The sequence below is a fragment of the Pseudomonas sp. HMWF006 genome (assembly GCF_003061205.1).
GTDB lineage: Bacteria > Pseudomonadota > Gammaproteobacteria > Pseudomonadales > Pseudomonadaceae > Aquipseudomonas > Aquipseudomonas monsensis.
Window position 1 is genome coordinate 4631 of sequence record NZ_QAIU01000444.1, and the last position, 8443, is coordinate 13073.

Genomic DNA, 8443 nt, shown 5'->3' on the forward strand with positions numbered 1-8443 from the left:
TGTCGTGACGATGAATTCCCGCGTGCATTGCCGCGAAGAAGGCAGTGGCAAGGACTATCACCTGACGCTGGTCTATCCCAAGGATGCCAACGCCGACGAAGGCAAGATCTCGATTCTGGCACCGGTCGGCAGCGCGCTGCTGGGCCTGAAGGTCGGTCAGCACATCGACTGGCCGGCTCCCGGCGGCAAGACCCTGAAACTGACCTTGCTGGAAGTCGAATCGCAGCCGGCCAACGGCGGTGATTTCCGCGAATGACCACGCCTCAGACCTGTTCGAGCGCCTCGTTCAGGGCGCGCTCCAGGTCGGCCTTGTAGCGCAGATACAAATTGCTTGAACTCTGAGCATCACCGAGCAGGCCCGACAGGTCCAGGTCGGTGATGTAGCAGCGATAGCGTTCGCTCTCGCGGCGCTGCTCGACGATCTCCCGGGCGACCACGCTGAACAGCTGGTCGCCATGTTCCAGCTCGCTGAATTCCCGTTGATTGCAATACAAAGTGACCTGCACTTCCCCCGGTGCGGCTTTGCCGACAATCGCCTGCACGTCGTAGAACGGCTTGTTGACCGGCGTTTGCGGTGCTGGTCGTGGTTCGACGCGGCGGGCTTTTCCCGGGCCTGACGGCAATAACTGGTAATACAAAGTGTCGAGGCTGGCCGAAGGCGCGGCGTCCATCGGCAGCAAGGCTTCGCGCCGGTACTGGATCGACTGCAGGAAGCGCTGTAATGGCACCAGCAGGCTCTGTTCGTCGTGATACGGCAGATGCTGTTGCCACAGGGCGTTGAATTCATCCAGCACGTACAGCTCGGCCTGCTGTTCGCTGATCCGGTAGAACACCTGAATGCAATCCGGCTGGCCCATTGGCAGGATCAGGGCGAGGTCGTGATCCTCCAGCGCCATCGGGTCCAGGTGCAGCGGGCTGTAGCGCGGTTGTTCTTCGCCGAGGTACTCCAGCAACGCCGGCAGGGTGGCGAGGGCGACGTGGTTGACCTGGCCCGGGACCAATTCGAGTACGTGATAGTGCTGTTGCACCTGAATCAGGTAGCGATGATTCAACTCACTGAGCAGCAGGTTTTGCGCGGTATCGACGATCTCTTCAACGCGACGGGCGATGAATTGTGCGCGGTTGTGGCAGAAGCAGCGCACTTTCAGCGACGGCTGCAGCGGCCCGCGCGGCAGGTTGTTGAGGTAGTCGCGCAGGCAGTCGAGCAGGGCGTGCGGGCCGTCGAAGCGGTTGACCAGCACTTCGTTCCAGCTGTTGAGCGTGACCTGATCCAGGGTCAGCACGAGGTTTTCCCGGACCCCGGCGTAGCTCAGCGAGTCGGTGCGCTCGGTGGTCATCAGAATATTCAGGTCGCGGTGATGCTTGAGCGGATCGACGCCGACGTTGACCAGAATCAGCACTTCGCTCGGCACGGCCGCACGCAGCAACGGTGCTTCAGCCACCGTGGGCAAGGGCAGGGCGATGCACTGTTGCAGGCTGCCGAGCAGGTTGAACAGCTCGAACTCGCTCAGGTCGCTGCTGCCGGGATGCAGGGCCAGTCGGGTGCTGCTGTCGATCACGCCGTTGCGGTGGCACCAGGTCAGCAGTTCGAGCAATTCACGGCTGCGTTTGATCGGCGCGAAGTGCTCCCATTCCAGTGCGGTGAGGCTGCCGTTGTACAGGCCCCACTGGGCTTGCCCCGGTTCTTTCTTGTTGCGTGACTGCACCAGGGTCAGGGTGTCTTCGGCCAGATCCGGAGCGATCCCGGGGTTGATGAACTCGACCTTGTCGGCCTTGCGCTCGAACGCGGCGTACAGGCGGCGGCCGAGGACGTTGAGATCGCGTTTGTTGATCAGGCTGACGGTCTGCTCGGTGCGGGCAAACTGGGTCAGGAAGCGATAGCTGTAATTCAGTTCGTTGACCAGGGCACGGCGTTCGGCGCTGACCTGGCGCACTTTCCACTGGCTGCGGCTGTCGAGCAGCGCCAGTTGACGCTGATCCCAATGCCATTCGCTGGCCAGCCGTTCAAGCAGGGCGCGTTGCCAGCCCTGGCTGCGGCTGTTGCCGGTGAGCTTGCGGTTGACCTTGAGGTACAGCGCGCGGCGCACCAGTTCCAGACGCTCCGGTTCGTTGCGCGCGGTGAGGTATTCCTCGATACGCCGGTACACGACCATGTACGGGTCCAGCTCATCCAGATCCAGCTGGTTGGCGAACACCGCTTTTTTGAAGCGCAGGCTCAGGCACTGCACATGGGGGTGTTCGCTGGCATAAACCTCGGTCAGCAACAGTTTGAGCACCGACTTGTACGGTGACTCGATGCCCTTGAACAGCTGCCACAGCCCGGCGCCAATGAACTCGCCCGGCGGAATCGTCGCCAGGTGACCGAGGTCGAGGGTTTCGTCGGCACGGATAAAACGCTTGGACAACAACGTGTCGGTGTAAAGGTCGTAGGCGCTTTCCTCGTAGACCGGCACCAGCCACCAGATCGGTGTGCGCCCGGCCAGCCAGATCGCGGTGCGATAAAACTCGTCCAGCAGCAGGTAATGCTGAGTGCTGCCGCAGTTCTCGGAACTCAGTTGGGTGTCGCGTTCGCCTTTGACGAAGCGCACCGGGTCAATCAGGAAGAAATGCGCTTCGGCGCCCTGGCTCGCGGCCCAGGTTTCCAGGAGCTGACATTTTTTGCTCAGCTCGGCCAATTCGCTTTCGCTCAGGTCCGGCGCGTGGCAGACCCACACGTCCATGTCGCTCTGATCGGCCTGGGCCAGCGTGCCCAGGCTGCCCATCAGGAACAGCCCGTGAATCGGCCGTGGCGGGTTGCTGCCGTGGCGCGGCTTGTAGGAGAACGAGCGGGTCAGGCGCTGGGCTTCGGCGAGGGTAGTGGCGTCCGGTTCGTAGTTGGACAGGCCCGCCGGCGTACTGCCGGAGACATAGCCGGGCAGCAGCGGATGATTGACGTGGAAGAACAGCGGCAGCAGCGTCAGTACGCCTTGCTGGCGCGTCGACAGACCCTCCAGTGCGCGACCCAGGCGACCTGCATTGAGTTTGAGAAAGCGCGCACGCAGTTGGCTGAGCACCTTGCGGTCGATGCCTTCGTCCAGATCGGGGCGGATTTCATGGGTGCGCGTCATGTCAGCTCAAACCGGCTCGCAGGCTCGGACGAAGAGGGTCTCGGAATGGGAGGCAGTTTAGCCTCTGCGCAGCGGGACTTTTAAGCTGAATTTGTTTTTTTGACGTCAGATTTTTAGCGTGGGAGTGATCAAGCGAGCCCGCGGAAATCCCGTGGCAGGAGTTCCCGTGGGCAAAGACGGGAAAATCAGGCGGTTTCCTGCTCTCTCAAAATGGTCAGTACGGTCTGCACATTTTGCGCGGCATCACGACCCAGGCTGGTCAGGTAGCCGCCATCGGGCTGGTCGGTGAGTTCTTTTTCAAAGAGGCGTTGTGCAGCAGCGATGTGTTTCGGGGCAGCGGTCTGATGAATTTTCAAACCTTCCTGGGAACTGTCCAGGTTGAAGAGTGCGAGGACTTCCAGTTCGGCAACCAGCTCAGGGGTAAGCGACATAAGGACTCCAGACTTTCTAGTAATTGGACGACAGCGCCCCTAAGGTGAACCCGCTTTTGCGGCATGTCCAGTGCTCAGATCAGGGATTTTGTCTTGAGGCGGATTCCAGTGTAGTCGGGGCCCGGAAGTTGGCTGGCTGGATACGTTACAAACATTGTAGGCCTTCGCCTGCTCGCGATAGAGGAGTGCCTGTCAGCATATTCTTCACTGACATGACAGAACGCTATCGTGAGCAGGCTCAGTCCTGCACGATCGGGGGCTTACTGCTTTTCGGGCGGCAGCTCTGGCAATGCGCGCAGCGCCGCTTCGTACCATTCGGTATCGAAGGCACGGTCTTCATCAAGCATGGCGTCGATTTCATAGGCCAGCACGTGCGCCATCAGGTTGAGGATCTCATCGCGCTCGACACCCACCAGTGTCAGCTTGTTGAAGGTCGCTTTGGCCGCTGGCGGGTTGTCGTTTTCAATCTGATTTTCGATCGCTTCAATCAAAGTGTTCTCGGCGAACTCTTCTTCGTCGTCAATCTCGATGTCTGTCGGCTCGCTCATGGCAGGCTCCTCAAGGAAAGGCGCCAGTTTACCTGCATTCAGCGAGGTGATGCTGCTGGCAGGATTGCGTCCGGCGATCTATAAACAGGGACTGCCCACCCCGCACGGCCCGGAGGCTATGTGATGCTCAAGCTCTACGGATTCTCTGTCAGCAATTATTACAACATGGTCAAACTGGCGCTGCTGGAAAAAGGCCTGCCGTTTGAAGAGGTCACGTTCTACCCGACGCCAACGCCGCAATCGCTGGCCATCAGCCCGCGCGGCAAAGTCCCGGTGCTGGGCGTTGATGCCGGTTACATCAATGAAACCGGCATCATCCTTGAATACCTGGAACAGACCCAGAAGGGCACACCGCTGTTGCCAAGTGACCCGTTTGCGCGAGCGCAGGTGCTGGCGATTGCCAAGGAGATCGAGCTCTATATCGAGTTGCCGGGTCGCGCCTGTTACGGCGAAGCGTTCTTTGGCTCGCCGGTGCCGGAGGCGATCAAGGAGAAAACCAAAGCCGAATTGCTGCTGGGTTTTGCGGCGCTGGGGCGTCACGGCAAGTTCACCCCGTATGTGGCGGGCGACAGTCTGAGCATCGCGGATCTGTATTTCCTCTACAGCGTGCCGCTGGCGTGCGCGGTCGGGCAGAAGCTGTTCGGGATCGATTTGCTGGCCGAGATGCCGAAGGCCAAGGTGCTGCTGGAGCTGCTTGAGCAGAGTCCGCATGTGCAGAAGATTGCGGCGGACAAAGAGGCTGCGATGCCGGCGTTTTTGGCGATGATCGCGGCGAAGAAGTAGATTTTTTAGCGTTCTGGAGTCAGTCATCGCGGGCAGGCCCGCTCCCACAGGATTTCGCGCTGAAACACCCTTGTGTGTTCGACGCAGAACGTGTGGGAGCGGGCTTGCCCGCGATGCTTTTAGCGGCTGGCGATCAACGCCTGACCGCGCACCACGGCAGCCTTGACCTGCGCCGGCGCGGTCCCGCCGATGTGGTCACGGGCATTCACCGAGCCTTCCAGGGTCAGTACGGCGAACACGTCCTGCTCGATCTGGTCGCTGAACTGACGCAGTTCTTCCAGGCTCATCTCGGCCAGATCCTTGCCAGTGTCGACGCCGTACTTCACGGCGTGACCGACGATTTCGTGGCAATCACGGAACGGCAGGCCACGGCGAACCAGGTAGTCCGCCAGGTCGGTGGCGGTGGAGAAACCGCGCAGCGCCGCTTCACGCATGATCGCGTGTTTCGGTTTGATTGCCGGGATCATGTCGGCGAAGGCACGCAGCGAATCGCGCAGGGTGTCGGCGGCGTCGAACAAAGGCTCTTTGTCTTCCTGGTTGTCCTTGTTGTAGGCCAGTGGCTGGCCTTTCATCAGGGTCAGCAGGCCCATCAGTGCGCCGAACACACGACCGGTCTTGCCACGTACCAGCTCCGGTACGTCAGGGTTTTTCTTTTGCGGCATGATCGAGCTGCCGGTGCAGAAACGGTCCGGCAGATCAATGAACTGGAACTGCGCGCTGGTCCACAGCACCAGCTCTTCGGAGAAGCGCGACAGGTGCATCATCGCGATGCTCGCGGCCGAGCAGAATTCGATGGCGAAATCTCGATCGGACACGTTGTCCAGCGAGTTGCCGCCTACGGCATCGAAGCCCAGCAGTTGCGCGGTGTATTCGCGGTCGATCGGGTAGGTGGTGCCGGCCAGTGCAGCGCTGCCCAGGGGCATGCGGTTAGTGCGCTTGCGGCAGTCGACCAGGCGCTCGTAGTCGCGGCTGAGCATTTCGAACCACGCCAGCATGTGGTGGCCGAAGGTCACCGGCTGCGCGGTCTGCAGGTGGGTGAAGCCCGGCATGATGCTCGCGGCTTCGCGCTCGGCTTGTTCCAGCAGGCCTTTTTGCAGGCGGGTGATTTCGCCGAGGATCAGGTCGATCTCGTCACGCAGCCACAGGCGGATGTCGGTCGCGACCTGATCGTTGCGGCTGCGGCCGGTGTGCAGTTTTTTGCCGGTGATGCCGATGCGGTCGGTCAGGCGGGCTTCGATGTTCATGTGCACGTCTTCGAGGTCGACGCGCCAGTCGAACTGGCCGGCCTCGATTTCGCCCTGAATGGTCTTCAGGCCATCAATGATGCTGTCGCGCTCGGCATCGGTCAGCACGCCGACCTTGGCCAGCATGGTGGCGTGGGCGATCGAGCCCATGATGTCGTGGCGATACAGGCGCTGGTCGAAAGTGACGGAGGCGGTGAAGCGGGCGACGAAGGCGTCGACGGGTTCACTGAAGCGGCCGCCCCAGGACTGATTGGTCTTGTCAGTGCTCATGAATTCGCTCGTATCGGCTTGAAGAAAAGTGGCGTGAAACGCTGGCGCGGATAATAACAGGGTTGCCAATCCTGTCGCTGACACTGGTCGATACGTTTTTTTCTCATTGCGTCAGCCATAGTGGCCGCTGGTGCCGGGGGATTTGCGCAAGGATATTTTTCGATTGAGCAATATCGGCCCGGCGAGCGTCTACAGTTGGACATAAGGGTCGGTGAGCGCGGATTGTGCAAAGGTCCGGTCGCCGACTATAAGAAGTGGGGGTGGGTTATGTCCTTGGACAAAACCCGTGAGAAACGCGGGAAACAGCGGGCTTCGAGCAGTACGACCCGGACACTGGCAAATATTGCTGGCCGACGTACGGCACTTTTTGGCGCTCGGGCTAGTCTTAGCGTGGATCGCGGTGACGGACGTCACTCCACCTGTCTACGCTATCCTTGTGCGAGACTCACGCAGGAATCCAGCGCAATATGAATGTCCTGATCGTTGATGACGAACCACTGGCTCGCGAGCGCCTCAGCCGAATGGTGAGTGAGCTCGAGGGTTACACAGTCCTGGAGCCCAGCGCCACGAATGGCGAGGAGGCGTTGGCGCTGATCGACAGCCACAAGCCGGATATCGTGCTGCTCGATATCCGCATGCCTGGCCTGGATGGCCTGCAGGTCGCTGCCCGTCTGTGCGAACGAGAAACGCCGCCCGCCGTGGTGTTTTGCACCAGCCCCGATGAATTTGCCGTGGAAGCCCTGCAGGCCAGCGCCGTGGGCTATGTGGTGAAACCCGTGCGAACCGAACATCTGCATGACGCCCTGAAACGGGCTGAACGTCCCAACCGGGCCCAGCTCTCGGCCCTGACCCGTCCCGCAGCCGAAAGCGGCAACGGCCCGCGCAGTCACATCAGCGCCCGTACTCGCAAAGGGATTGAACTGATCCCGCTCGATCAGGTGGTCTACTTCATTGCCGACCACAAATACGTGACCCTGCGTCACGAGGCCGGCGAAGTGTTGCTGGACGAACCACTCAAGGCGCTCGAAGACGAATTCGGTGAGCGCTTCGTGCGTATCCACCGCAACGCACTGGTTGCCCGCGACCGCATCGAACGGCTGCAACGTACGCCGCTGGGGCATTTCCAGCTGTACCTCAAAGGCCTCAACGGTGATGCGCTGATCGTCAGCCGTCGGCACGTGGCCGGTGTGCGCAAGATGATGCAGGGCCTGTAACCCGATCGTTTCGGCGGGTTTCTGCTTTTCTTCACCGGGCATCGCAGGCCAGGGAGGCCACGTCGTTTCTGATTCAGGTCAAAGTGGATTTGGCTGAGCTGTTATTATCCGCCGTATCTATTCAGTACGGATTGATCCATGTCCTCTCGCGAAATCCGCATCGCCACCCGTAAAAGTGCGCTGGCCCTCTGGCAGGCCGAATACGTCAAAGCCCGTCTGGAGGCGGCCCATCCGGGCCTGCTGGTGACGCTGGTGCCCATGGTCAGTCGCGGCGACAAGCTGCTCGACTCGCCACTGTCGAAAATCGGCGGCAAAGGCCTGTTCGTCAAGGAACTGGAAACCGCGCTGCTGGAAAACGAAGCCGACATCGCCGTGCACTCGATGAAAGACGTGCCGATGGACTTCCCCGAAGGTCTGGGCCTGTTCTGCATCTGCGAGCGTGAAGACCCGCGCGATGCCTTCGTATCCAATACCTTTCAAAGCCTCGATGCGCTGCCTGCCGGCGCCATCGTCGGCACCTCCAGCCTGCGTCGTCAGGCCCAGTTGCTGACGCGCCGCCCGGATCTCGAGATCCGCTTCCTGCGCGGTAACGTCAACACGCGCCTGGCCAAGCTCGATGCCGGTGAGTACGACGCGATCATCCTCGCGGCGGCCGGCCTGATCCGCCTCGGTTTCGAAGACCGCATCACCTCTGCCATTAGCGTCGACGACAGCCTGCCGGCCGGTGGCCAGGGCGCCGTCGGCATCGAATGCCGCAGCGCCGACACTGAAATTCATGCCCTGTTGGCACCGCTGCATCACGCCGATACGGCTGCGCGGGTCAGCGCTGAACGCGCCCTCAACAAA

Annotated in this window: 8 protein-coding genes and 1 pseudogene; 5 read left to right on the forward strand and 4 right to left on the reverse strand. The window is 60.9% G+C overall.

Going from position 1 to position 8443, the window contains the following annotated elements:
* A partial coding sequence (rnk, locus tag DBR24_RS18735) for a nucleoside diphosphate kinase regulator (protein WP_256591633.1) occupies positions 1-256 on the forward strand: 256 nt, incomplete at its 5' end.
* A 7-nt stretch (positions 257-263) separates the two neighbouring features.
* Here the strand turns inward: rnk and DBR24_RS18740 are convergent.
* The 3 genes from DBR24_RS18740 to DBR24_RS18750 all read right to left on the reverse strand — a co-directional run bounded on the left by DBR24_RS18740 (position 264) and on the right by DBR24_RS18750 (position 4086).
* Positions 264-3107: a class I adenylate cyclase gene (locus DBR24_RS18740; protein WP_128615482.1), complete on the reverse strand. Its 2844-nt coding sequence runs from the start codon at positions 3105-3107 to the stop codon at positions 264-266.
* 185 nt (positions 3108-3292) lie between these two features.
* Positions 3293-3538 (reverse strand): TIGR02647 family protein, encoded by a 246-nt coding sequence (locus DBR24_RS18745; protein ID WP_039757399.1) that lies wholly within the window; start codon positions 3536-3538, stop codon positions 3293-3295.
* Positions 3539-3798: 260 nt separating this feature from the next.
* The gene (locus DBR24_RS18750) at positions 3799-4086 is read right to left on the reverse strand and encodes a hypothetical protein (protein ID WP_128615483.1); all 288 of its coding nucleotides are present in this window, start codon (positions 4084-4086) and stop codon (positions 3799-3801) included.
* A 123-nt stretch (positions 4087-4209) separates the two neighbouring features.
* On the opposite strand from DBR24_RS18750, the gene DBR24_RS18755 reads away from it, so the two are divergent.
* A complete protein-coding gene (locus tag DBR24_RS18755) occupies positions 4210-4869 on the forward strand; it encodes a glutathione S-transferase family protein (RefSeq protein WP_128615484.1) in 660 nt (219 codons plus the stop codon).
* 119 nt (positions 4870-4988) lie between these two features.
* Here DBR24_RS18755 and argH read toward each other — a convergent pair whose 3' ends face one another.
* Entirely contained in the window at positions 4989-6383 is a 1395-nt protein-coding gene (gene argH / locus DBR24_RS18760; RefSeq protein WP_128615485.1) for an argininosuccinate lyase, read from the reverse strand.
* Between the two features lie 330 nt (positions 6384-6713).
* On the opposite strand from argH, the pseudogene DBR24_RS34885 reads away from it, so the two are divergent.
* The 3 genes and pseudogenes from DBR24_RS34885 to hemC form a co-directional block, all read left to right on the forward strand.
* Positions 6714-6854: pseudogene (locus tag DBR24_RS34885) on the forward strand (sensor histidine kinase); the annotation flags it as partial.
* Positions 6851-7597 carry a LytTR family DNA-binding domain-containing protein gene (locus DBR24_RS18765; RefSeq protein WP_123469778.1) on the forward strand — a complete coding sequence of 249 codons (747 nt, stop codon included), beginning with the start codon at positions 6851-6853 and terminating at the stop codon, positions 7595-7597. The pseudogene DBR24_RS34885 and the gene DBR24_RS18765, both read left to right, overlap by 4 nt.
* Before the next feature lie 138 nt (positions 7598-7735).
* On the forward strand, positions 7736-8443 hold a 708-nt coding region (gene hemC, locus DBR24_RS18770), incomplete at its 3' end, for a hydroxymethylbilane synthase (protein WP_128615486.1).